General features: G+C 50.8%; 18 protein-coding genes, 4 tRNA genes and 1 pseudogene. 5 read left to right on the top strand and 18 right to left on the bottom strand.

What is annotated here, in order from left to right:
- A pseudogene (locus tag IEV89_RS19205) lies at window positions 1–623 on the top strand (IS110 family RNA-guided transposase); the annotation flags it as partial.
- Window positions 624–1,479: 856 nt separating this feature from the next.
- On the opposite strand, the gene IEV89_RS19200 reads toward IEV89_RS19205, so the two are convergent.
- The 16 genes from IEV89_RS19200 to trxA form a co-directional block, all read right to left on the bottom strand.
- Window positions 1,480–1,556: transfer RNA gene (locus IEV89_RS19200), tRNA-Pro, on the bottom strand.
- A 59-nt stretch (window positions 1,557–1,615) separates the two neighbouring features.
- Window positions 1,616–1,701: transfer RNA gene (locus IEV89_RS19195), tRNA-Leu, on the bottom strand.
- 31 nt (window positions 1,702–1,732) lie between these two features.
- Window positions 1,733–1,808 (bottom strand) — tRNA-His (locus tag IEV89_RS19190).
- Between the two features lie 72 nt (window positions 1,809–1,880).
- Window positions 1,881–1,957 (bottom strand) — tRNA-Arg (locus IEV89_RS19185).
- A 323-nt stretch (window positions 1,958–2,280) separates the two neighbouring features.
- Window positions 2,281–3,021 (bottom strand): lipopolysaccharide N-acetylmannosaminouronosyltransferase, encoded by a 741-nt coding sequence (gene wecG / locus IEV89_RS19180; RefSeq protein WP_188475123.1) that lies wholly within the window; start codon window positions 3,019–3,021, stop codon window positions 2,281–2,283.
- Entirely contained in the window at window positions 3,018–4,406 is a 1,389-nt protein-coding gene (gene wzyE, locus IEV89_RS19175) for an ECA oligosaccharide polymerase (protein WP_188475122.1), read from the bottom strand. Before wzyE ends, wecG begins: the two co-directional genes overlap by 4 nt.
- Window positions 4,403–5,488, bottom strand: a complete 1,086-nt coding sequence (locus IEV89_RS19170; RefSeq protein WP_188475121.1) for a TDP-N-acetylfucosamine:lipid II N-acetylfucosaminyltransferase — start codon at window positions 5,486–5,488, stop codon at window positions 4,403–4,405. Before IEV89_RS19170 ends, wzyE begins: the two co-directional genes overlap by 4 nt.
- Entirely contained in the window at window positions 5,485–6,735 is a 1,251-nt protein-coding gene (gene wzxE / locus IEV89_RS19165) for a lipid III flippase WzxE (RefSeq protein ID WP_188475120.1), read from the bottom strand. The genes IEV89_RS19170 and wzxE overlap by 4 nt, the downstream gene beginning before the upstream one ends.
- A 1-nt stretch (window position 6,736) precedes the next feature.
- Window positions 6,737–7,867 (bottom strand): dTDP-4-amino-4,6-dideoxygalactose transaminase, encoded by a 1,131-nt coding sequence (rffA, locus tag IEV89_RS19160; protein WP_188475119.1) that lies wholly within the window; start codon window positions 7,865–7,867, stop codon window positions 6,737–6,739.
- A gap of 4 nt (window positions 7,868–7,871) precedes the next feature.
- Complete coding sequence (gene rffC, locus IEV89_RS19155) at window positions 7,872–8,576, bottom strand: dTDP-4-amino-4,6-dideoxy-D-galactose acyltransferase (RefSeq protein WP_188475118.1); 705 nt, start codon at window positions 8,574–8,576, stop codon at window positions 7,872–7,874.
- Window positions 8,567–9,829 (bottom strand): UDP-N-acetyl-D-mannosamine dehydrogenase, encoded by a 1,263-nt coding sequence (wecC, locus tag IEV89_RS19150; RefSeq protein ID WP_188475117.1) that lies wholly within the window; start codon window positions 9,827–9,829, stop codon window positions 8,567–8,569. Before wecC ends, rffC begins: the two co-directional genes overlap by 10 nt.
- A complete protein-coding gene (gene wecB / locus IEV89_RS19145; RefSeq protein ID WP_188475116.1) occupies window positions 9,826–10,956 on the bottom strand; it encodes a non-hydrolyzing UDP-N-acetylglucosamine 2-epimerase in 1,131 nt (376 codons plus the stop codon). Before wecB ends, wecC begins: the two co-directional genes overlap by 4 nt.
- A gap of 71 nt (window positions 10,957–11,027) precedes the next feature.
- A complete protein-coding gene (wzzE, locus tag IEV89_RS19140; RefSeq protein WP_188475216.1) occupies window positions 11,028–12,092 on the bottom strand; it encodes an ECA polysaccharide chain length modulation protein in 1,065 nt (354 codons plus the stop codon).
- A gap of 39 nt (window positions 12,093–12,131) precedes the next feature.
- Window positions 12,132–13,211, bottom strand: coding sequence for a UDP-N-acetylglucosamine--undecaprenyl-phosphate N-acetylglucosaminephosphotransferase (wecA, locus tag IEV89_RS19135; protein ID WP_188475115.1), 1,080 nt, complete (start codon window positions 13,209–13,211; stop codon window positions 12,132–12,134).
- Window positions 13,212–13,492: 281 nt separating this feature from the next.
- Window positions 13,493–14,752, bottom strand: a complete 1,260-nt coding sequence (rho, locus tag IEV89_RS19130; protein WP_188475114.1) for a transcription termination factor Rho — start codon at window positions 14,750–14,752, stop codon at window positions 13,493–13,495.
- Window positions 14,753–15,167: 415 nt separating this feature from the next.
- Window positions 15,168–15,491, bottom strand: a complete 324-nt coding sequence (gene trxA, locus IEV89_RS19125; RefSeq protein ID WP_188475215.1) for a thioredoxin TrxA — start codon at window positions 15,489–15,491, stop codon at window positions 15,168–15,170.
- Window positions 15,492–15,574: 83 nt separating this feature from the next.
- Here trxA and rhlB point away from each other — a divergent pair, with 83 nt between their 5' ends.
- Both rhlB and gppA read left to right on the top strand, forming a co-directional pair.
- Window positions 15,575–16,870, top strand: a complete 1,296-nt coding sequence (rhlB, locus tag IEV89_RS19120; RefSeq protein ID WP_188475113.1) for an ATP-dependent RNA helicase RhlB — start codon at window positions 15,575–15,577, stop codon at window positions 16,868–16,870.
- A 4-nt stretch (window positions 16,871–16,874) separates the two neighbouring features.
- Complete coding sequence (gene gppA, locus IEV89_RS19115; protein WP_188475112.1) at window positions 16,875–18,371, top strand: guanosine-5'-triphosphate,3'-diphosphate diphosphatase; 1,497 nt, start codon at window positions 16,875–16,877, stop codon at window positions 18,369–18,371.
- Between the two features lie 70 nt (window positions 18,372–18,441).
- Here the strand turns inward: gppA and rep are convergent, their stop codons facing one another.
- Entirely contained in the window at window positions 18,442–20,460 is a 2,019-nt protein-coding gene (gene rep, locus IEV89_RS19110; RefSeq protein ID WP_188475111.1) for a DNA helicase Rep, read from the bottom strand.
- Window positions 20,461–20,635: 175 nt separating this feature from the next.
- Between rep and ppiC the strand changes: the two genes are divergently transcribed.
- A complete protein-coding gene (gene ppiC / locus IEV89_RS19105; protein ID WP_188475110.1) occupies window positions 20,636–20,917 on the top strand; it encodes a peptidylprolyl isomerase PpiC in 282 nt (93 codons plus the stop codon).
- Between the two features lie 90 nt (window positions 20,918–21,007).
- Here ppiC and ilvC read toward each other — a convergent pair whose 3' ends face one another.
- Window positions 21,008–22,483, bottom strand: coding sequence for a ketol-acid reductoisomerase (ilvC, locus tag IEV89_RS19100; RefSeq protein WP_188475109.1), 1,476 nt, complete (start codon window positions 22,481–22,483; stop codon window positions 21,008–21,010).
- Between the two features lie 186 nt (window positions 22,484–22,669).
- Here ilvC and ilvY point away from each other — a divergent pair, with 186 nt between their 5' ends.
- A complete protein-coding gene (gene ilvY / locus IEV89_RS19095) occupies window positions 22,670–23,551 on the top strand; it encodes an HTH-type transcriptional activator IlvY (RefSeq protein WP_188475108.1) in 882 nt (293 codons plus the stop codon).
- Window positions 23,552–23,605: the final 54 nt, after the last annotated feature.

Raw genomic sequence — 23,605 nt, 5'->3', positions numbered from 1 at the left:
GCGCTCGTCAGAGAGCGCGTTAAAACCACCAATCAGATGCACGCTTTCCTGCTGGAGTTTGGCATAAGCATGCCGCGCGGTATCGCGGTTATCAGGCGTCTTTCTGCGGTGCTTGAAGAGCACGAATTGCCGCCTTATTTAGCGCGATTGCTTATGCGACTCCATCAGCATTACGCCTACCTCACTGAACAGATTGAAGCGCTCGAACAAGAATTAAAAACCCATATGGCGGATGACGACACCACGCAGCGCCTGCTGACTATTCCCGGCGTTGGACTTATCACGGCCAGCCTTTTAGCCACGAAGCTCGGCGATGGAAGAAGTTATGCCAGCAGCCGGGACTTTGCTGCCTCGACGGGGTTAGTCCCACGTCAGTCAGCACGGGCGGAAAAAGTACGCTAATGGGCATCAGTAAACGTGGGGATAAAAATCTGCGACGTCTTCTGGTGCAATGCGCTCGCGCTTTTATGCAACGACTTGAACACAATCAGGGGCGGCTGGCTGACTGGGTGAAGGCCCAACTGACACGGCATCACTCGAACGTAGTGGCCTGCGGGCTGGCCAACAAACTGGCCCGAATAGCCTGGTCGGTGACAACCCATCGGACAGCTTTTATCCAATAAAAAGAGCTAACAGGACGAACTGTTAGCTCTAAGGCATTACGCAGTGACTTTCTGGTTTTGCGACGATTGATTATTGATGACATGAACGGCACAGCGACCTGCGGATGAACCTGACATAAAAAATGGCTCTTTGAAGCCGTCCGCTTTTTAAGGTTCTGCAGGCGCGGACTTCATCGTGGCGCGGGCAACGTAAGGTTGCCCATCAGACGCCGTATAGATTTAAGCAAGCCCATCATAAATCAAAATCGGTGTTGCAAAAACGGGGGTGACCATAGATTTTATACCCGCAAAAAAAAACACTTGCCGGTCAGCAAGTGTCGAAAACAATCAGGTCATAGACAACAGGGGAGTGCCTCACTCAACGTTTTGCCTGCTGGTTGATAACTGCCTGATGAGAGGCGCTTATCGGTCAGATAGACAATAGGCACTATAAATTGGCTCTGCGTCATTCCCAGGTTTATGAAGCCGGTAGGCGAACATAAGAGGTGGAATGAGCATCTACGGCGAGAATAATGCAGGATGCGTGCCACACTGGCAATACCTGCCGTGAAATATTTTATACTTATGATAATAAAAGTTTTTATTCCCCGGTGATGGTATGAGTATTTTTCCGGCGCGGGTTATTACACGCCAGAAGTCCAGATCTGTCTCCTGAGAGCGACAGTACAGACAGGGATGAAATTAAAGACTGTTTATCAATAGGATAAATGTCTCAAGACAGAGACAGCGTAAAGTGGGAAAGTCGTGATAAAGCAACGTGGTCTCGCTGCGCTCGGCTCAAACCTCCTTCGGAGGTTCTCATCCTCATAAACTATAGGCGAAAAAAAACCCGCTTCAAAAGCAGGTTTTTCAAATGTGGTCGGCGAGAGAGGATTCGAACCTCCGACCCACTGGTCCCAAACCAGTTGCGCTACCAAGCTGCGCTACTCGCCGATGTCGTGCATATTACTATTTTTTGATACTAACAGCATCATTTAAATGCATTTTGTGTGTGGTGCGAAGGGAGGGACTCGAACCCTCACATCCAAAGGACACTAACACCTGAAGCTAGCGCGTCTACCAATTCCGCCACCATCGCATGTCACGTTCACAAAATCATTTAAAAAATTTGGGGTGGCTAATGGGGCTCGAACCCACGACAACTGGAATCACAATCCAGGGCTCTACCAACTGAGCTATAGCCACCATTTCAAACTCTTCTACATCGTGGACTGCTTAACTTCAAACATGACCACCGCAACTCTAGCGCAAACTTAATGGTGCGCCCGACAGGATTCGAACCTGAGACCTCTGCCTCCGGAGGGCAGCGCTCTATCCAGCTGAGCTACGGGCGCTTAGCGCCGTTGCGGATGGGGATACTACGGTTTCCATGCCACCCTGTCTAGTGCTTTTTATTGGAAAAGTTTCGTTTGACTGCTCTTTGTCCAATACGCGCTAAAAATAGGCGTCTTAGCCTCTCTGCCCATGACTTACGACGTTATTTTGTCTATTCAGCCGTCAGTGACATACACATACTTATCCCTGTTCAGGAGTATATCAGGCGGTTCGCTGCGATGAAAACCCTGTCTACCCGCAAAAAATCTGCCTATCGAGGCAAATTCCCCCCATCAACAACACCATGCCCTGATAGGATGCCATGACACACCGCAGGGGAAGTTTAGAGCCGCCCCGTATAGTGGTAACGCAGATATTTAAGCAGTTTAATCTGACGACCAAGCCGACTAGGCTGGCGGATTAAACGATAAAGCCACTCAAGTCCCAGCTTTTGCCAGATTTTTGGTGCGCGCTTCACATGGCCGGTAAACACATCGTAAGTGCCACCGACACCCATGTATAAGGCATCAGGATGCACTACCTGGCAATCGTACATGAGAACCTCCTGTCGAGGCGATCCCATCGCAACCGTGATAATGGCAGCCTGGCTCGCTTTAACACGTTCAAACAATGAATCGCGCTGTTGTGGAGTCAAATAACCGTTCTGACTGCCAACAATGTTTACATTCCATTGCGCGCGCAGTTTGGCTTCGGTTTGCTCCAGAACATCAGGCTTACCGCCAATCAGAAATACTGGCGTTCCTTCCTGCCCAGCACGCTGCATCAGCCCTTCCCATAGATCCACACCAGGAATACGTGACACTTTAGCCCGTGGATATTTACGACGGATAGAACGCACGATACTTATGCCATCGGCGTATTTATACTCTGCGCGGCCAATAAGCTCAGCAATTTCCGGCTGGCTCTCCGTAGCTAACACCTTTTCAGCATTCATCGCTACCAGCGCACCGGTCTTCACCCTGTGACCGGCAAACAGATAGTCGATGAACTGATCCATGTCGCGAAAGCCCCACAGATCAATGCCACGGATTGAATAGATTGGAATGTTATTCTCTAAATTCATGAATGTTCCTGCGACGGCGGATGCGTCGTTGGGGTCCCTTCGGTATTGATAATATTAAGAATGTGACATGGACGCGGGTTGATCAGACCAACTGCGTCAAAAAGCCAGTACAGAAGTTTTGCTATGACCAGACACGCGCCAAAAATCAGGCAAAAAAAGACGACACGCGAGAAAAAAGAATCAACGCCTTCTCGGGCAAGCACGATCATATTAAAGACAGCACCGAAACAGAAACTTTGCAAAATTGCCGCTTTGTAGCGATTCTTCTCCGCTTTCCCGAGTTCATACAGCCAGTCAAACCATTTGATGATCATACCAACTGCCACCGCGCCCAAAGGAATAAACCACACGCCACCCATCACCACCAGCGAGCCTATAAGGGTCGGGGAGATGGCAAGTCCGGAATGGTTATTGAGGACTTCCCAGGTAAAGTAGTTGGCGGAATTAAGTACCTCACTAGGCCTGCCCGGCCACAACCAGCTCGGAATAAAGACATAGAAGTCGCGGATAATAGGGGCGAGCCCCTGAAAACTTATTTGGTCATAATGTTGCAGCAGCAGGCCCAGATTTTCCCACGGCGAGAAGGTGTCACGAGTAAGGTAGAGGAAGGTATAGAATGCCTCCGAGCCATTAACATTCATCCCATAACGCTTCAGTGCCAGCCAGAACATACCCACAATAGCCATGACGCCCGCCACAGCCAGCATCCACAGCGATATCCAACCCCGCACAATGCCGATAAACAGGAACAATGCAAAAGCGATGATGATGTTGGCACGCGTGCCGCCGACGATCACGTAAGTCAGCAGGCCAAAAGCTACCGTGCTCACCAGGAAAAACAGCCAGCTACGGCTGTTCTGCCGCAGGAAATAAACCACCAGCATGGCAGGAATGAAGAAGTAGAAGAAACGTTTGAGCGCCACACCGGAGACATCTCTCGAGAAGATCTGACTATAAGACGTCAGTTTGAACAACAGGAAGCCGTTATGCAGGAAGAAAATCGACACGGTAACAATGGCAACGAGTGCCAGCAGCATCCACGTCAGGTGGGTTTCCACTCGGTTCATGGTAAAGAGCGCCGCTCTTGGTGTCGCTGAGGACGCTTTCAGTCGGGTTTTATAACTTACGTAGTAAATGCCGTAGAAACAGGTAGCGGCTAGCATCGCCTGCAGCAGATACTCCACCGGGACCACCTGCACGTCAAAACGAAACACCAACAGACAGGTCAGCGGAAAGCCGAAGTAGAACGTCAGTAAATAAAGCATGGAAAAGAATACGTTGAAGTTAAACCGGACCCGGCGGAATTCTTTGTAGGTCAACGTCAAAATAAATATCAGCGAAAAAGCGTAAACCACGCAAAGACCGCCGAACTGGGCCAACGTCATAATGACGCTCCCGCTGCCAGACTCAGCGCCTGTTGCCATCCGCCAATATAATTGGGATTAAAGAACGCGATATTTTGACGATCGGTACTCAATAATTGACGGCGCGCCTCGGCGACAGTCGCAACATTTAGCCTATCACCGTAAAAAAGCACGGGCAGATGCTGCTCGGCCAAATCCTGCCAAAACGGGTTCTTGCGGCTCACGACAAAGGGCACGCCAAACTGGATGAGCAAACACAGAGTACCTATACCCTGCTGGCGATCAAAAATAAAATATCCCAGCGAACAGCGGCGTAGCATGTTGAGGTAATCGTCAAAGGCCATGGATTCTGTCAGTAATTCAACATTCTTTGCTGGAAATAGTTTCAGGGCTTCGGCGTAGACTTGCTCAATATAAGGCTGATTGTTGTCCGGATATCCCATCGGAATAATCACCCTAATCTCCGCACCAAATTGCTGATACAGCGCATTCAACGCTTCGACGTGCCGATTGCTAACATCACCTGAGTTGCCAACCAGAACGGTCATCGGCTCACTGTTTTCAGGCTGACAGTCTACCTGCGTCAGGGCGGGATCCATGCGAGTCGGAAAGTAGAGCAGCGAAGAGGCCACCCGCGGATGGCGCTGATGATAATGAATCAGATCGCCGCGCGTACCCAATACATGACCGACGCATCCTTGGGCAATGCGACGCAACAGATAAAACAGACGAAACTTCAGGCTACCGGACGCCTCATACAAATCTGCGCCCCAAATATGCCAGCATACCTGCCGCGCTTTGATCTTGCCGCCGAGTAATGCCAGCCACAGGGTAGGGTTAAATTGCCCGTGCAGGAAGAAACGATGACTGCGGTTTTGTTGTGCGTTAGCGATCATCGCCCGCGCCAAACTTTTTTTATCTGGGTAGATATCAATCTGCAGGCGGGTCAATCCTGTAAAGGCGGCACTGTCCGCTGCAGCCACCATAAAATTGCGGATCTGTTCCTGTGGCGCGCACTCTGCCAGCACATCATTGAAGAAGCGCAACACAGTGAGATTATGGTGTGGGATGTCAGATCCCAAAACGTGAATCAGCGTTGTCATACTCGTCTACGATAAAGAAGAAATACGGTGCAACACAGCGCGAAATAGACGATATATGTCGCCATATACGCCTGCGCAGCGCCCAGAGAACCGTGAATCGGGATCAGCCAGTGTGAGAATCCGGTCAGTAACGCGAACTGGCTGATTTCAGTCAGTATGTAAAAACGCAAAGACGCACGGGCGATCACCAGATACCCAAAAACATACGAGCCAACTTTCAGCACGTCGCCGACCAACTGCCAGGCGAATAAATCGCGCATCGCGATAAACTGTTTCGAAAACAGCAGCCAAATGGCGAAATCCCGTAACAGCCAGACAGTAAAACTGACGGCGGCGACGGCGGGAAGTACGAATTTCAGCGACTTGACGATCTCATGGGAAATCGCCTGTTTGTCTTTTAGTCGTGACAGCGTCGGCAGCAGGTACACGCTGAAAGACGCGGTGATAAATTGCAGGTAGGCATCGGAAATACTGCTGACGCCCTGCCAAATCCCCACCGCTTTCCAGCTGTAATGTTCTGCCAACAGATTTCGCATCATCACATAGGCCACCGGAATGGTGACGGAGGTGATCAGCGCCATCAGCGTAAATTTGCCCAGATGGCTGGCGATAAAGCGATCCCAGCCCGGCTTCAGATACGCTAGCGGGAAGGATTTTCGTCGCCACAACATACCCGCGGCAGGAATAATCACCAGCGCCGGCACCAGCGCCAGACCCGCCAGCGCACCTTCGTAGCCGCCAAGTTTGAAACACAGCAGATAAGCCAACAATCCAATCAGGCTGCCGCCGATCACCGCCAGCGCCGTGCCCATCGCATCGCGATACCCTTTCAGGATCGCCTGAAAATAGTTGGCGTAGGCGATGCCCATCTGAATAAAGGCCAGGGTGCGAACCACTGCCTGATAGCGATCGTGGCCGAACAGCCCAACGCTGATTGGCGCCGCCGCCAGCAAAAATACCGCCGCCAACAGCGTCGAGAAACCTAAAATCAGTGATGACGACGTGCCGAGGACAGCTTTGAGGCGCTCAGGGTTTTCGTGGTGCTCGGCGACATATTTAGTCACGCCATTGAATATTCCCGCACCAGACAGCACGCCCAGCACCGTGATCATCTGGCGGAAGTTACCAGCCTGACCGAGTCCGCTGGGTCCAAAGGCCACTGCCAGCAGTTTCACCACCAGCAAGCCCGCAGCGATTTTTATCAGTGTTGAACCCGCAGTCCATACCGAAGCTTTTGCCAGAGACATATCAGGCGAAGTATTTCAGCATAGCGGCGATCACAGTCTGTTGAATCTCATCCGTCATATTATAGAACAGCGGCAGGCGCACCAGACGCTCGCTTTCCGGTGTTGTAAAGCGGTCGTTTCCGTCGAAACGGCCAAAATCTTCGCCCGCCGGGCAGGCATGCAGCGGAATATAATGGAAGACGGTGAGGATATCCGCCGCTTTCATGTGGCGGATAAAGGCATCGCGATCTTCGATGTCGTTCAGGCGCACATAGAACATATGCGCGTTTTGCACACAATCCTGCGGAACGCCCGGCAGTTGAATGCGTCCGGCGTCGGCCAGATCCTGCAAGGCTTCATAATACGCATTCCAGATGTACAGACGGCGTTGGTTAATTTTCTCAGCAGCCTCTAGGTTTCCCCACAAATACGCGGCCTGCAAATCGGACATCAGATAGCTGGAACCGATATCACGCCAGGTGTATTTATCCACCTGACCACGGAAGAACTGGCTACGGTTAGTGCCTTTTTCACGAATGATTTCCGCGCGGTCGATAAGATTCGCATCGTTAATCAGCGTCGCGCCACCTTCCCCACCAGCAGTATAGTTTTTGGTTTCGTGAAAACTGAAACAGCCGATATGGCCGATGGTGCCCAGCGCTTTGCCTTTGTAAGTCGACATCACACCTTGTGCGGCATCTTCCACCACAAACAGATGATGTTTGTCAGCCAGCGCCATGATGGTGTCCATTTCACAGGCCACACCGGCGTAGTGCACGGGCACAATCACTTTGGTTCTATCGGTGATCGCCGCTTCAATCAGCGTTTCGTCGATATTCATCGTATCCGGGCGAATATCGACAAACACGATTTTCGCGCCGCGCAGAACAAACGCGTTGGCGGTGGAAACAAAGGTGAAGCTCGGCATGATGACTTCGTCGCCGGGCTGGATATCCAGCAATAGCGCAGCCATTTCCAGAGAAGCCGTACAAGACGGTGTCAGCAAGACTTTCAGGCAGTGAAAACGCTGCTCGAACCATTGCTGGCAGCGCAGGGTAAAAACGCCGTCTCCGCATAACTTGCCGCTGCTCATCGCCTCGCGCATGAAATCAACTTCAGTACCCACAATCGGAGGCGCATTAAAAGGGATCATTGTTTCACCTGTACAGCCAGTACGCCGTGCGCGTGACTTTGCCACCGCTGGCGAGATAAAGGTTTAAAGCCGCGAGGTTGCCAGTTTGGGTGGCAACGTGTAAACGCGACATTCCCTGTTCAGCACACCACTGTTTTGCAGCCGCCATTAATTTCCTGCCCGCTCCCCGTCCCTGACACTCTGGTCTGACGGCCAGCAGGCCAATTCTTGCTTCATCCGGTGAGAGCTTTCGCAGCGTCACAAAGCCGAGTCCGCTGCCCTGCGCATCATCTGCCCACAGGCAAAGATGGTCGAAGGTGCCGAGCACCGCTTTTTCCGCCCACATCGCGTAAAAGCGCTCGCTGTCGCCCGGCTGATACCACGGCGCACGAAAACGGCTGAGCCGGAACGCCTGGCGGGCAATGGCGACCACACCAGCAATCTCTTCTGGCACGGCCAGACGTCCGGCTGCGAGCGCAGCATCCTGCGGTTCCACCCACATACACAGGTCGGTTTCGCCTTCCGCCAGCCGGAAACCCAACGCGGAAAGTGCGTCCAGCGTATCCATCCGATCGGCGTCCACTTTCACCTGTACCAGCGCGTACTGCGCCAGTGCCTGCAGTGTCACTTCAGCCGCGCCAGTATCGAGCGTCAGCTTCGCGCTCTGTAGCCGGAAGAATTCACTCTCCCAGCCGAGAGGATCAATATTGCCGCGAAGACTTATCGCCATACGCCTTTGGTATCCACGATCCACAACTGTTCAACTTGAGCGGCGGGGATCGCTTTGAAGGAGGCGTGATCGACCAGCATCACCAGCAGATCGGCATTTTGCAGCGCGTCATCCAAAGTATGCAGCGTCACTTTCTCGGCCAAAGAGGCAGGCAACAGGTGAACGTTCGGTTCGACTGCCCAGGTTTCTCCGGCGTGCCAGTCGGCAATCAGATGTGTCACTTCAACCGCCGGGCTTTCGCGCAGATCGTCAATGTTCGGTTTAAAGGCCAGACCAAAGCAGGCGATTTTGACGTCAGCCGCACGCTTTCCAGTGGTGGTCAGGCAATCTGCCAGCGCCGCTTTCACGCGATCGACCACCCAGTATGGTTTGCTGTCATTCACTTCCCGTGCTGTGCGGATGATGCGCGCCAATTCCGGATTTTGCGCGACGATAAACCACGGATCGACGGCGATGCAGTGACCGCCAACGCCTGGGCCAGGCTGCAAAATATTAACGCGAGGATGACGGTTCGCCAGACTGATCAGTTCCCACACATTAATACCCTGCGCATCGCAAATCAGCGACAGCTCATTGGCGAACGCAATATTGACATCGCGGAAGCTGTTTTCGGTCAGCTTGCACATTTCTGCGGTGCGGGAATTGGTGATGACGCATTCGCCCTTGAGGAAAATATTGTAGAGCTCACTGGCACGCCGCGAGCAGAGTGCCGTCATGCCACCGATGACGCGGTCATTTTTAATCAGCTCAACCATCACCTGCCCCGGCAAAACACGCTCCGGGCAGTAAGCTATATTGATATCAGCCTGCTCACCCACCTGCTGAGGGAAGCTGAGGTCGGTACGCATTTCTGCCAGCCATGCAGCCATTTGCTCGGTCGCACCGACGGGAGAAGTCGATTCCAGAATGATCAAATCGCCTTTTTTGAGCACAGGCGCAATAGAACGTGCGGCCGACTCGACGTATTTCAAATCCGGTTGATGATCGCCCATAAATGGTGTCGGGACAGCAATCAAAAAAGCATCCGCAGATTGCGGGCTAGTAAATGCCCGAAGAAACCCCTCCTCGACGGCGGTTTTCACCAACGCATCAAGATCCGGCTCCACAATATGTATGGCACCGCGATTAATGGTTTCGACAGCATGTCGGTTGATGTCAACACCCACGACTTTTCTCTGTCGTGATGCAAAGGCTGCCGCAGTCGGCAGGCCGATGTAGCCTAGCCCGATGACACTGATGGTTTGGAAGCTCATTGTGATACTCGTTGATTCTTTAACGCGGCAAGAATACGACGGCAGGCTTGTCCGTCGCCATAGGGATTATGCGCCCGGCTCATACTGTGATACTCATTTTCGTCATTCAACAATCGGGTCACTTCTTTCACTATTTTAGCGATATCTGTGCCAACCAATCTGACGGTTCCAGCGCTGATCGCCTCTGGTCGCTCAGTGGCTTCTCGCATCACCAGCACAGGTTTTCCCAATGATGGGGCCTCTTCCTGAATGCCTCCTGAGTCAGTGAGAATCAGGTAGGCTTTATCCATCAGGTAGACAAACGGCAGATAATCTTGCGGGTCGATCAGAATAATGTTGTCGATACCGCGCAGAATACGATTGACCGGCTCACTGACATTGGGGTTGAGATGCACCGGATAAACGATCTGTACCTCCGGATGTTGTCGCGCAATTTCAACCAGTGCACTGCAAATGCGGTCGAAACCACCGCCAAAACTCTCGCGACGGTGACCAGTAACCAAAATCATTTTCTTGCGGGCGTCGATGAAGGGATAAAGGGCTGCCAGTTGTTTGGCCAAACTGACATCCTCTTTGACCCGATCACGAACCCACAGCAAAGCATCAATAATAGTATTGCCCGTAACGAAAATATTCTCTGCCGGGATCGCTTCGCGCAACAAATTGTCTCGCGAGGTCTCAGTCGGCGCAAAATGCCATTTTGCCAGATGAGCGGTTAAACGACGGTTTGCCTCTTCCGGCCAAGGGGACGATAGGTCGCCAGTACGCAAACCGGCTTCAACATGTCCGACAGGGATCTGCTGATAAAAGGCTGCAAGGCTGGCGGACAACGTGGTCGTTGTGTCGCCATGAACCAATATAACGTCAGGTTGGAATTCCTGTAAAACAGGTTTTAATCCTTCCAGGATACGGGTGGTTATCTCTGTAAGGTCCTGCCCTGGCCGCATGATATTGAGGTCATACTCAGGATGAATACCAAACAAATGCAATACTTGATCTAACATTTCGCGATGCTGGGCCGTGACACAGACTTTTGACTCAAAGGCGTCATCCTGAGCCAAAGCGTGCACCAGCGGTGCCATTTTTATGGCTTCCGGGCGGGTGCCGAATATCGTCAACACTTTCACAGCGAGTCTCTCTTGTTCAATTAGGCGCAGACACGTCCTGCTGACCAGGCGAAAGCTTCCGCCTTATCAATTCATTTATTGGCCTTCGCACTCCTGCGACGGACCAGCGCAACGCCAGCCCCCGTCAGACCGCCAACCACGCCCCACATAATCATCAGGAAGGCACGGCGCGGGCTGTCGCGTTTCACCGGCTCTTCCGGTGTGCGCAGATAACGGTAAGTCTGAAAATGTGCGGTGAGCGTAGGTCCAACGTTCAGCGTCGATAACATGGCGCGATTTTGATCGTAGTCCAGGTCAAAGTTCGGACCTGAAGCTTGTAATAACTCCAAGCGAGCCTGCAGCATCGGAGCCCCTAACAGGAACATATCCGAAGAGGGCAGTTGTTCAGCCGGTGTATCAGTCAAGCTTTTGTTAATATTTTGCTGTTGGGCAATTTTCAGTGCCTGCTGAGTATTATTTGTCTCACGCAGGAAGATAGACTGAGCCACTGCTTCCTGACGTTTAACCTGTGCTTTCATCGACTGTGTACGTGCCGCCCAGGCTCCCTGAAGCTCATCGTATAAATGCTGCGCAGCACGTTTGCTGGCAAAATTAACATACTCGCGCAGTAGTTTGTTGGCCTCAGCAGAGTTTTCGGCAGTGAGCTTTACGCTGTCATTAGGGATTTTGAGTCCATCACGCGCAGTAAACTGGACGTCGTTAATCAGGTCATCAAGTAAGACAGCATCGCTGTGAACATCGCCTTCTTTACGCTTCTGGTAATAAGGGCTGCTTAACCAGAAATCACGGCGGGTGTCGTATGCACCCAATTGCATAATAAATTCGTTATAGGCATCTTCGGAGATCGATGGCTGTTCACCCAGCGGAACAGACGTATTACGCACATCTAAATTGCGTAAAAACTGGGCCTGCGAAAAATACGAGGCCAGATTGTTAACCGTCGGCCGGTCCGTGATCGCCGTTGAGCTCCACTCCTGCTTCATCAAATACGAAGAACCCAGTGCAATGAGGGCGAACAACAAACCAAGACCGACAATCCAAAATTTCCCACGCCAAAGTGTGCAGCACAAACCGCGGATATCCAGTTCATTATCAATACTGGCTTCGCATTTTTTGTCATTTGTCTCTGATGTTATCACAGCCAGCAAACCTCTAAATAATGAACAAGTAAGGGGCTATTGAGCGCGGCGAAGACGTCTTTTAAAACGTTTAAGCAATCGTGCTACGCGCCACGCGCGTTTTATACAGTAGCCATAGAACAGGAAAACCAGCAGGAATAGTAACAACATCAACCATTCCGGGATGAATACAAGATGCTCGCCGATCACACCCACAGCAGCGAGAATAGCAGCAGCCAGGGTGATCAAGACAAATGCCTGACGCGAACTGAATCCGGATCGCATAATCAGATGGTGAATGTGTTGTCGATCAGGAGAAAAGGGACTCATTCCCTTACGTAGACGGCGGTACATAATGGCAATCATGTCCATCAGAGGGATGGCGATCAACCACAGTGCAGTCACTGGCGTCATGGGATGCATCACTCCCTGGGTGCTTTGCAGCAAAATCCAGATGACCGTAAAACCAATCAACGTACTGCCTGCGTCACCCATAAAAACTTTATAACGCGGGCCAAAAAAACCGAGATTGAGCAGGACGTAAGGCAGAGTGGCTGCAATCATGGCAAAGCACCAGAGCGCAAGCTCCATGTGGCCACTCATGTACATCACAATCCCCATCGCGCCAAAGGTGACGCTGGATAATCCCCCAAGCAGCCCGTCAATCCCATCCACCATGTTAAAGGCGTTGATGGCAGCCCACACGGCAAATAGTGTTATCGGATAACCAAAGGGTCCAAGGATCATCTCCCAGGGACCAATAATATGGCCCAGGCTTTTCAGGAGCAGTCCGGCGTAAACCATCATTGCAATCGCGACCAACGCCTGCACCAAGGCACGAATTTTAACGCTAATATCGAAGCGATCATCCAAAGCACCGACAAATACCAATAGGCCAGCGCAGCCCAAATAGAGCATACGATGTGCTATCTGATAATCAGTGATGAGGAAAGTGAAGCAGATTCCGGCATACACGGAAATACCCCCAACCAGCGGGATAAGCCCCTGATGACGCTTGCGATAATTGGGTTTGTCAACTAAGCCGACTTTTTTGGCAACCTTACGGGCCAAAAACAAAAAGACAAAAGAAAACAATAAAATAATAAGGAGTTCAGTACTCATATTGAGCATGTTCACAGTCAAAAAATTTCTGCAAAAAGATAAGGCAGCTTAGCATGGCCAACGTCATAAAACCTCACAGCCGTACGGGCATATCCTATGGGACAGTTATGGTTTTGTATAAAGCGATACCTTTACTAAGGCACTTCCCTGTTACTTGAATAAGGTAGAGAAGGAGTTACTAAAGAACTATCGGTACTTATCTTAATTCCCACAATTTCCGAAAGTTGCTTTATCGTAGCCGCCAAAAGCAAAAAACGCCACGGCTTAGCGTGGCGTTAGCTGACTTTTACACCAAATTACGAACGCTTCATCATGTCGAAGAAGTCGTCATTGGTTTTGGTCATAGCAAGCTTATTGATGAGGAATTCCATCGCATCAATTTCACCCATCGGATGGATGATTTTGCGCAGGATCCACATTTTCTGCAGCTCTTCCGAAGTCGTAAGCAGCTCTTCTTTACGCGTACCAGAACGATTGTAGTCGATAGCAGGGAAAACGCGTTTCTCAGCGATTTTACGCGCGAGGTGCAATTCCATATTGCCGGTACCTTTAAATTCTTCGTAGATAACTTCATCCATTTTAGAACCGGTATCAACCAGTGCGGTAGCAATGATGGTCAGGCTACCCCCTTCTTCAACGTTACGAGCGGCACCGAAGAAACGTTTTGGACGATGCAAGGCGTTAGCATCCACACCACCGGTCAGAACTTTACCTGAAGAAGGAACGACGGTGTTATAAGCTCGCGCCAAACGGGTGATGGAGTCGAGAAGAATGATGACATCCTTCTTGTGCTCGACCAGGCGTTTCGCTTTTTCGATAACCATTTCGGCTACCTGTACATGACGGGAAGCCGGTTCATCAAAGGTTGAAGCAATCACTTCACCTTTAACCAAACGTTGCATCTCGGTAACTTCTTCCGGACGCTCGTCAATCAGCAATACCATCAGTACGCAATCAGGGTGGTTATAAGCAATGCTGGTCGCGATGTTTTGCAACAACATGGTTTTACCGGCTTTCGGTGGTGCAACGATCAAACCGCGTTGGCCACGGCCAATGGGTGAGGCAAGATCCAGTACGCGAGCGGTTAAATCTTCGGTAGAACCATTACCTCGTTCCATACGCAAACGTGAGTTTGCATGTAACGGAGTCAGGTTTTCGAACAAGATTTTATTACGGGCATTTTCTGGTTTGTCGTAGTTAACTTCGTTAACTTTCAACAGGGCAAAATAACGTTCACCTTCTTTAGGCGGACGGATTTTACCGGCAATAGTATCGCCAGTGCGAAGGTTAAATCGGCGAATTTGGCTGGGTGAAACATAGATGTCGTCTGGACCAGCGAGGTACGAACTGTCTCCGGAGCGGAGGAAACCAAATCCATCCTGCAATATCTCCAGTACGCCATCACCGAAGATGTCTTCGCCGCTTTTCGCATGCTGCTTCAAGATTGAAAAAATAATGTCTTGCTTGCGCATACGGGCTTGGTTTTCAAGCCCCATATTTTCGCCGAGTGCAATCAGGTCAGAGACCGGCGTGTTCTTTAATTCGGTAAGATTCATAATGGTGGGTTCTTAAACTCGGGGTATGTCTCGAACATCTGTCGTGAATGGGTAAGGCAGGATCATCCATGCCTGTTTGTGTAGGACACTCATTAGCAGTTTCTGAATATAGACCGCAGGCAGTCACTCGCGGACTATTCTTGATGGGCAGACTGATCTTGAAGGTGTCTTAATACCGATTTTGTCAAAACCGTTAGGTGGTCAAAGCACATTGCCAGTTCAACTTATTTTTATCAAAGTTACTTTATAGGTCTAGGCAGATGTTTTCGACACAGAATAAAACGTAAGAATCAAACTACAGGTAAGCTCTATTTGCAGTAAGCGTAAACTTAGCACGCTTCTTGACAGGCGTCTAGCGGACAATATGAAAAACATTTGAGCCCGCTAAACACCTGGGGTTGGTCATCCCAATAAATTACAGATTAGCCGTCAGGAACTCTTTCAATTGACCTTTTGACAGTGCGCCAACTTTCGTCGCTGCGACTTCACCACCTTTAAATAACAGCAGAGTGGGAATACCACGAATGCCGTATTTAGGTGCAGTGCCTGGATTTTCATCAATATTCAGCTTAGCGATGGTCAGCTTGCCTTCGAACTCAATGGCAATTTCATCAAGAATCGGAGCAATCATCTTGCACGGACCACACCATTCAGCCCAGAAGTCGACCAGCACAAGCCCTTCGGCTTTCAGTACATCTTTGTCGGTTCTACTCCAAAGGATTATCTTTACCTTGTTGATGTAGCATTAATCAACATTAGGTTGACTTTATTTCACCGGATACGCTTTCGTAAAGCAATAGTTAGCTGATATTCTACCACACTATGAGCAAAACACACTTGACCGAACAGAAGTTTTCCGACTTCGCCCTGCACCCGCTTGCAGTTGAAGCCCTTGAAAAGAAAGGCTTTCATTACTGTACTCCTATTCAGGCATTGGCATTGCCAATCACGCTCGCTGGGCGTGATGTTGCAGGTCAGGCGCAAACCGGTACCGGCAAGACGCTGGCTTTTCTAGCGTCTACTTTCCATTATCTGCTTTCCAACCCTGCTGCGGAAGGTCGTCAGATCAATCAACCGCGTGCTTTAATCATGGCACCAACACGCGAGTTAGCGGTACAAATTCATTCCGATGCTGAAGCATTGTCTGAATCAACCGGACTGAAACTAGGTTTGGCTTACGGCGGTGACGGCTATGACAAACAGCTGAAAGTGCTAGAAAGTGGCGTTGATATTCTCATCGGCACAACCGGTCGTCTGATTGACTACGCTAAACAAAATTATATTGATCTGGGTGCAATTCAGGTTGTCGTCCTCGACGAAGCCGACCGCATGTTTGATCTCGGTTTTATTAAAGATATCCGCTGGATATTCCGTCGCATGCCACCAGCGACTCAGCGCCTTAATATGCTGTTCTCCGCAACCCTCTCTTACCGTGTAAAAGAGTTAGCGTTCGAAAACATGAACAACGCCGAGTCGATTGAAATCGAACCGGAACAAAAAACAGGTCACCGCATTCAGGAAGAGCTGTTCTACCCTTCAAACGAAGAAAAAATGCGCCTGTTGCAGACGCTGATTGAAGAAGAGTGGCCTGACCGCTGTATTATTTTCGCCAATACTAAACACCGATGTGAAGACGTTTGGGGCCATCTGGCTGCTGATGGACATCGTGTCGGTTTGCTGACCGGTGATGTGCCGCAGAAAAAACGTCTGCGCGTGCTGGAAGACTTTACTAAAGGCGTGCTGGATATTTTGGTTGCGACCGATGTTGCAGCGCGTGGCTTGCATATCCCAGCGGTAACTCACGTCTTCAACTATGACTTGCCTGACGACTGTGAAGATTACGTTCACCGTATTGGCCGAACTGGCCGTGCTGGTTTAAGTGGTCACTCCATCAGCCTGGCTTGCGAAGAGTACGCATTGAACTTAACGGCAATCGAAACTTATACAGGTCATAGTATTCCCGTTAGCCGATACAACAGCGAAGCCTTGCTCGAAGGCTTGCCTGCGCCAAAACGTTTGGCACGTGCCCGCAGCGGTAACGGCCCACGCCGTAATGGCAACTCATCATCGCGCCGTAACAGCAGTGCACCGCGCAGCAACCGTAAGCGTCCGGGCTGATACTATGCTGAGTTCCACCTCACTTTATGCAGCGATAGATCTAGGCTCGAACAGCTTTCATATGCTGGTTGTCCGTGAGGTGGCCGGCAGTATTCAGACGCTGGCGAGGATCAAACGCAAAGTCCGTCTGGCGGCAGGCTTGGACCAAAATAACCTACTTTCCCAAGAAGCCATGCAACGGGGCTGGCAGTGCCTGAGACTGTTTTCCGAACGTCTGCAAGATATTCCTCGGGAACAAATTCGAGTCGTGGCAACAGCTACGTTACGTCTGGCGAGTAATGCCGATGAATTCCTGCAAAAAGCACAGGAAATCCTCGGATGTCCCGTACAGGTCATTACCGGTGAAGAAGAAGCTCGCCTGATTTATCACGGTGTTGCCCACACAACCGGCGGTCCGGATAAACGTTTAGTTGTCGATATTGGCGGCGGCAGTACAGAATTAGTTACCGGTATTGGTGCGCAGGCCACCACGCTTATCAGTTTATCGATGGGCTGCGTGACTTGGCTGGAACGCTATTTTGCCGACCGTAATCTGGGCAAAGAGAATTTTGAACAGGCCGAACAAGCCGCGTTCGAGATGATAGCCCCGGTAGCGCCTACATTGCGGGCAAATAGCTGGCAAATCTGCGTAGGGGCATCAGGCACCGTACAGGCTCTGCAGGAAATCATGGTTGCTCAGGGTATGGATGAGCGAATTACTCTCGTTAAACTGCAACAATTGAAACAGCGCGCAATTCAGTGCGGAAAACTGGAAGAGCTCGAGATTGAAGGGCTGACGCTAGAGCGTGCACTGGTTTTCCCAAGCGGGCTTTCCATTTTGATCGCCATTTTTAAAGCCCTGAATATTGAAACGATGACCCTTGCCGGCGGTGCGTTGCGTGAAGGCTTGGTATACGGCATGCTGCATTTGCCGATTGAACAGGATATACGCCAGCGCACTCTGCGTAATTTACAGCGTCGTTATCTGCTCGACAGTGAACAAGCTTCTCGTGTGGCGCAACTGGCAGATAATTTCTTACAGCAGATCTCGAGCCAGTGGCAGCTTGATGCGTATGCCAGAGACTTGCTGAACAGTGCCTGTCTGATCCACGAAATTGGTCTCAGCGTTGACTTCAAGCAGGCAGCTCACCATGCCGCTTATCTGATCCGACATCTGGATTTGCCTGGTTTTACTCCGGCGCAGAAAAAGCTGCTGGCCACGCTTTTGCAGAACCAGACCAATGCGCTCGATCTGCCTTTACTGAGTCAGCAAAACGCTGTTCCACCACGTCAGGCGCAACGCTTATGCCGTATCCTGCGGTTGGCGATTATTTTTTCCAGCCGTCGCCGGGATGACACGCTGCCAGCGGTTCGCCTACGCGCCAATGAAGACGACCTGAATGTGATCGTTCCTCATGGCTGGCTGGAACAGCATCCGCTGCGTGCCGAAGAGTTGGAGCAGGAAAGCCACTGGCAGAGTTACGCCCACTGGCCGTTATATATCGAAGAAAGTGGTAAATAGGCAACGTATCTGTTCATTTCTAAACGCATCAGGGCGACAGCAATGTTGCCCTTTTTTATAGCCGTTAGTCCTATTTTTTGGCTTTCGCCAGCTGTTCGCGGATCTTCTCAAGATGACTTTGCCCTTTGACCATTCTCTCCTGAGCACTAACGACTTTGCGTTCAGTTTCCCATGCCATGTCATCCTGCGGTAACTCCATCAGGAAGCGGCTCGGCTCTGGGCGGAGCAGTTCACCATACTGACGTCTTTCGCGGCAAAGCGTGAAGAACAGTTCTTTCTGTGCACGCGTGATGCCGACATAAGCCAGACGGCGCTCTTCATCGACGTTATCTTCATCAATACTGCTTTGATGTGGCAGCAAGCCCTCTTCCATGCCGACCAAGAATACATAGGGAAACTCAAGACCTTTAGAAGCATGCAACGTCATCAGTTGGACCTGATCCAGCTCTTCGTCACTCTCGCCACGCTCCATCATGTCACGCAGCGTAAAACGCGTTACCACCTGAGTCAGGGTCATAGGCTCGTCAAGGTCGGTGCCTTCGAGCATTTCAGTCATCCAGCTAAACAGTTGGTTAACGTTTTTCATGCGCATTTCGGCAGCTTTCGGGCTAGGCGAGGTTTCAAACAGCCAGCTCTCGTAGTCTATTCCGTGAATCAGATCACGCACCGCCGCCACCGGCTCACGCTCAACACGATCGGCGATACTGCCCATCCAATGCGTGAAACGTTGCAGCGATTCAAGACCTCGTCCCTTGAGGAACTGACTCAAACCGAAGTCAGAACTGGCTTTGAACAACCCTTTATTGCGTTGATTCGACCACTCACCCAACTTCTGTAATGTGGCAGCACCAATCTCACGGCGCGGCGTATTCACTATACGTAGGAAAGCACTGTCATCGTCCGGGTTAGTCAACACGCGTAAGTACGCGAGTAGATCTTTGATTTCCGGCCTTGAGAAGAAAGACGTCCCACCGGAGATACGATAAGGAATACGGTTTTGCATCAGCATCTTTTCGAACAGGCGCGACTGATGATTACCACGATATAAAATCGCGTAATCACCGTAGTCGGTCTTATTCATAAAGTGATGAGCGATCAGTTCACCCACCACCCGTTCAGCCTCATGATCTTCGTTATTGGCGGTGATCACTTTGAGCGATTCACCATAGCCCAGTTCGGAAAATAGCCTCTTTTCGAACACGTGCGGGTTATTGGCGATTAAAATGTTGGCGGCTTTGAGGATCCGCTGCGAAGAGCGATAATTTTGCTCCAGCTTGATGACTTGCAGAGCGGGAAAGTCCTCTTTCAGCAACACCAGATTCTGCGGTCTCGCACCGCGCCAGGAGTATATCGACTGGTCATCATCCCCAACGACGGTGAAACGCGCGCGGCTACCCACCAGCAGTTTCACCATCATGTACTGGCTCGTGTTGGTGTCCTGATATTCATCCACCAGCAGATAACGCAGTTTGTTTTGCCAGCGCTCACGGACCTCTTCATTGCGCTGCAGTAACAGCGTCGGCAAGAGGATCAGATCATCGAAGTCGAGAATATTACAGGCACGCATATGGTCGTGATACAAACGATAACAATGCGCGAAGGTCTTATCGCGTTCGGAGCGCGCCATATTAGCGGCGGCTGAAGGATCAATCAGATCATTTTTCCAATTGGAGATCGTTGAGACCAACTGCTGCAAAAGCGTCTTGTCCTCTTCCAGCCAGGTTTCCCCCAGCTCTTTCAACAGGGCAAGTTGGTCCTGAGCATCAAACAAGGAGAAGTTAGATTTCATGCCCAGCGCCACATATTCCTTTTTGATAATTTCCAAACCCAATGTATGGAAAGTGGAAATCAGCAACCCACGCGCCTCTTTACGACCCAGAGTTTGAGCAACACGCTCTTTCATCTCACGCGCGGCCTTATTGGTAAACGTCACGGCGGCGATATGCCGAGCCTGATAACCACATTGGCGAATCAAGTGCGCGATTTTATTGGTAATGACCCTGGTCTTGCCTGATCCGGCACCGGCCAGAACCAGACAGGGCCCGGTAACAAATTCAACGGCGTGTTGTTGGCTGGGGTTTAATCGCATGGCGTATTTTTGCTCACTTGATGGACAAGGACGGCGATTGTAGCAGAAAGCTGAGGCGAGATTGACAGGCTTTACGCCGCATTTTGTTATGTCAGGAATACAGGCTGGATTCCACTTAGCCGGTTGCAGATGTTACATTACACCTCTGGAAACTCTCTCGTAAAAAGGTCTTATCATGGCAAAAACAGCCGCAGCAATGCACATCCTGGTAAAGGAAGAAGCCCAGGCTCAGGAAATTATGACTCTGTTGAAAAACGGTGGTGATTTCGAGAAGCTGGCGAAAAAACACTCTACCTGCCCTTCAGGTAAAAAAGGCGGTCATTTAGGCGAATTCAAGCAAGGTGCAATGGTCCCAGCTTTCGATAAAGTGGTGTTTTCCGCGCCGCTGATCGAGCCACAAGGCCCGCTGCACACCCAGTTTGGTTACCACATCATTAAGATCCTGTACCGCAACTGAGTTTTCGTCACGGCGCAGTCACAAGAAAGGGCACCGCATTTGCATGCAGTGCCCTTTTTTAGTTCTCTTTCTGCCTGTCTGTATAGCGAATTAACTTGCTACAGCAATACGTTTCATATCAGTCATATAACCGCGCAGTTTGTGGCCTACCGCTTCGATTGGATGGTTACGGATGGCTTCGTTAACATCACGCAGTTGCGCATTATCAACGTTGGTACCTGCCACCGATTTACCCAAATCGCCAGCCTGCAGCGTAGTCATGAACTCTTTCAGCAATGGTACCGCTGCGTTAGCAAACAGGTAGTTACCGTATTCCGCAGTATCAGAGATAACCACGTTCATTTCATACAGACGCTTACGTGCGACAGTGTTAGTGATCAGCGGTAACTCGTGCAGTGATTCGTAGTAAGCGGACTCTTCGATGATACCTGCATCCACCATGGTTTCGAAGGCCAGTTCAACACCGGCTTTCACCATTGCGATCATCACAACACCGTGGTCGAAATATTCCTGCTCAGAAATTTTACCGTCGAACTGTGGTGCGTTTTCAAATGCCGTTGCGCCGGTTTCTTCACGCCAGGTCAGCAGGTTTTCATCATCGTTGGCCCAGTCAGCCATCATACCGCTGGAGAATTCACCGGAGATGATGTCATCCATGTGTTTCTGGAACAGCGGTGCCATGATGCCTTTCATCTGCTCGGACAGTGCGTAAGCGCGCAGTTTCGCCGGGTTAGACAGTCTGTCCATCATAAGCGTGATGCCGCCTTGTTTCAGCGCTTCGGTGATGGTTTCCCAGCCGAACTGCAGCAGTTTTTCTGCGTAGGCTTCATCAACACCGTCAGCAACCAGTTTGTCGAAGCACAGCAGAGAGCCGGCCTGCAACATACCGCACAGAATAGTCTGCTCACCCATAAGGTCAGATTTTACTTCGGCAACGAAAGAAGATTGCAGAACGCCGGCACGGTGACCGCCCGTTGCCGCAGCCCAGGCTTTAGCAATCGCCATGCCTTCGCCTTTTGGATCATTTTCCGGGTGAACCGCGATCAGCGTTGGAACACCAAAACCACGTTTGTATTCTTCACGGACTTCAGTACCAGGACATTTTGGCGCAACCATCACCACGGTGATGTCTTTACGGATTTGCTCGCCCACTTCAACAATGTTGAAGCCGTGTGAGTAACCCAGCGTCGCGCCGTCTTTCATTAGAGGCTGAACCGCTTTAACGACCGCGCTGTGCTGTTTGTCCGGCGTCAGGTTAACCACCAGGTCAGCCTGTGGGATCAGTTCTTCGTAGGTACCCACTTTGAAGCCGTTTTCAGTCGCTTTGCGCCATGAAGCACGCTTCTCAGCAATGGCTTCTGCACGCAGGGTGTATGACACATCCAGGCCGGAATCACGCATGTTCAGACCCTGGTTCAAACCTTGTGCGCCACAGCCCACAATCACCACTTTTTTACCTTTGAGGTAGCTGGCTTCGTCAGCGAATTCATCGCGACCCATGAAGCGGCATTTGCCCAGTTGTGCCAGCTGCTGACGCAGGTTCAGTGTGTTGAAATAGTTAGCCATGTCTTGCTCCGTTCTATCGAGGTAAGTGCTGTTATTTTTTGTTTCACCGGTGAGCCGGTGAACGCCGTGAATTCACTATATGTCATGCGACACATTGCTTAAATTGATATATTACGAAGATGACGTTGCATAATTTGCAATACTCTAATTTTGTCATCTGTGAAACCAAAGAGCCGGATAATCTTTATGGACTTACGTGATCTGAAACTGTTTTTGCATCTGGCGGAAAGCCGCCATTTTGGCCGTTCATCGAAGGCGATGCATGTTAGCCCGTCAACGCTGTCACGCCAGATCCAGCGGCTGGAGGAGGAACTCGGGCAGCCACTGTTTCAACGTGATAACCGCACGGTACAACTGACCAGTGCAGGCGAACAGCTACGAAACTTTGCTCAGCAAACGTTACTGCAATATCAGCAATTATGCCATGCGCTTAGCCAGCATGGTCCGACACTCAGTGGCGAACTGAGGCTGTTCTGCTCCGTCACCGCCGCTTATAGCCATCTCCCACCAATACTTGACCGCTTCCGGGCGCAGCATCCACTGGTAGAGATCAAACTGACGACCGGCGATGCAGCAGATGCCGTTGAAAAAGTACAATCTGCCGAAGCAGATTTAGGCATTGCCGGTCACCCGGAAACCTTGCCCACCAGCGTCGACTTCACAAAAATCGGTGAAATCCCGATGATTCTGATCGCGCCTTCACTGCCGTGTGCGGTCCGTACTCAGGTCAGCGAACCGCATCCCGACTGGTCGAAAATCCCGTTCATTCTTCCCGAGCATGGCCCGGCGCGAAAACGTATCGACATTTGGTTCAAACGTAACCATCTGACCAACCCGCTGATTTACGCCACCGTTTCCGGTCACGAAGCCATTGTCTCTATGGTGGCACTCGGTTGCGGGATCGCTCTACTGCCCGACGTTGTGCTGGAGAACAGCCCGGAACCCGTTCGTCACCGAATCACCGTGCTCGACAACGTTACGCTCGGCGCACCGTTGGAGCTCGGCGTATGCGTGCAGAAAAAACGTCTCAACGAACCGTTGATCGACGCATTCTGGCAACTGTTATAGCCCGCATTGACGACAAATGATGGCAAAGAAAAAGGGCCCGCGCAGGCCCTTTGA

It is taken from the genome of Hafnia psychrotolerans (assembly GCF_014639435.1).
GTDB classification, from domain to species: Bacteria; Pseudomonadota; Gammaproteobacteria; order Enterobacterales; family Enterobacteriaceae; genus Ewingella; species Ewingella psychrotolerans.
This window is presented reverse-complemented; position numbering and strand designations above follow the sequence as displayed.

Coding starts and splice junctions, on each gene's coding strand:
- wecG (WP_188475123.1), bottom strand. CDS start 3,021: ATGAATTTAGAGAATAACATTCCAATCTATTCAATCCGTGGCATTGAT.
- wzyE (WP_188475122.1), bottom strand. CDS start 4,406: ATGACGTTGGCCCAGTTCGGCGGTCTTTGCGTGGTTTACGCTTTTTCG.
- IEV89_RS19170 (WP_188475121.1), bottom strand. CDS start 5,488: ATGACAACGCTGATTCACGTTTTGGGATCTGACATCCCACACCATAAT.
- wzxE (WP_188475120.1), bottom strand. CDS start 6,735: ATGTCTCTGGCAAAAGCTTCGGTATGGACTGCGGGTTCAACACTGATA.
- rffA (WP_188475119.1), bottom strand. CDS start 7,867: ATGATCCCTTTTAATGCGCCTCCGATTGTGGGTACTGAAGTTGATTTC.
- rffC (WP_188475118.1), bottom strand. CDS start 8,576: ATGGCGATAAGTCTTCGCGGCAATATTGATCCTCTCGGCTGGGAGAGT.
- wecC (WP_188475117.1), bottom strand. CDS start 9,829: ATGAGCTTCCAAACCATCAGTGTCATCGGGCTAGGCTACATCGGCCTG.
- rho (WP_188475114.1), bottom strand. CDS start 14,752: ATGAATCTTACCGAATTAAAGAACACGCCGGTCTCTGACCTGATTGCA.
- rhlB (WP_188475113.1), top strand. CDS start 15,575: ATGAGCAAAACACACTTGACCGAACAGAAGTTTTCCGACTTCGCCCTG.
- gppA (WP_188475112.1), top strand. CDS start 16,875: ATGCTGAGTTCCACCTCACTTTATGCAGCGATAGATCTAGGCTCGAAC.
- rep (WP_188475111.1), bottom strand. CDS start 20,460: ATGCGATTAAACCCCAGCCAACAACACGCCGTTGAATTTGTTACCGGG.
- ppiC (WP_188475110.1), top strand. CDS start 20,636: ATGGCAAAAACAGCCGCAGCAATGCACATCCTGGTAAAGGAAGAAGCC.
- ilvC (WP_188475109.1), bottom strand. CDS start 22,483: ATGGCTAACTATTTCAACACACTGAACCTGCGTCAGCAGCTGGCACAA.
- ilvY (WP_188475108.1), top strand. CDS start 22,670: ATGGACTTACGTGATCTGAAACTGTTTTTGCATCTGGCGGAAAGCCGC.